This is a genomic window from Liquorilactobacillus sicerae (assembly GCF_029916425.1).
GTDB classification, from domain to species: Bacteria; Bacillota; Bacilli; order Lactobacillales; family Lactobacillaceae; genus Liquorilactobacillus; species Liquorilactobacillus sicerae.
Genome location: NZ_JAHAVQ010000128.1, coordinates 1 through 559 on the forward strand (window position 1 = coordinate 1; position 559 = coordinate 559).

Sequence of the window (559 nt, forward strand, 5' to 3'; positions counted from 1 at the left end):
ATATTAGGTAAACCGTTTGGTTTGGAAATAAGGTTTATAACATCCATTCGGAAACCGTCTACGCCCTTATCGAGCCAAAATTTCATTAACGAATATACGTGTTGCCGAACTTCAGGATTTTCCCAATTCAGATCTGGTTGTGCGGGGGCAAAAAGATGAAGGTAATATTGTTTTCTTTCGGGAACATAAGTCCAGGTGCTTCCGCTGAAGAATGATGACCAATTATTAGGCTCGTGGCCATCTACCGGATCTCGCCAAATATAGAAATCAGAAAATGGATTGTCTTTTGATTTTTTACTTTCTTGAAACCACTCATGTTGATCAGAAGTGTGATTAACAACCAAATCCATTAATAATTACATACCATGAGAGTGGACATCGCTTAGTATTTAATCGAAATCGTCCATCGTTCCATAAACATCCTGAATTGTTTCATAATCGGCGATGTCATATCCGTTGTCCTTGTCTGGTGAACGATAAATGGGGTTAAGCCATAAGACATCGACTCCTAATTTTTTTAGGTAAGATAAACGACTCTTGATTCCATTTAGATCACCAA

General features: G+C 38.1%; 1 pseudogene. It reads right to left on the reverse strand.

Annotation, left to right across the window (positions count from 1 at the left end):
* Positions 1–559 (reverse strand): annotated as a pseudogene (locus KH893_RS11615) (alpha-amylase family glycosyl hydrolase); the annotation flags it as partial.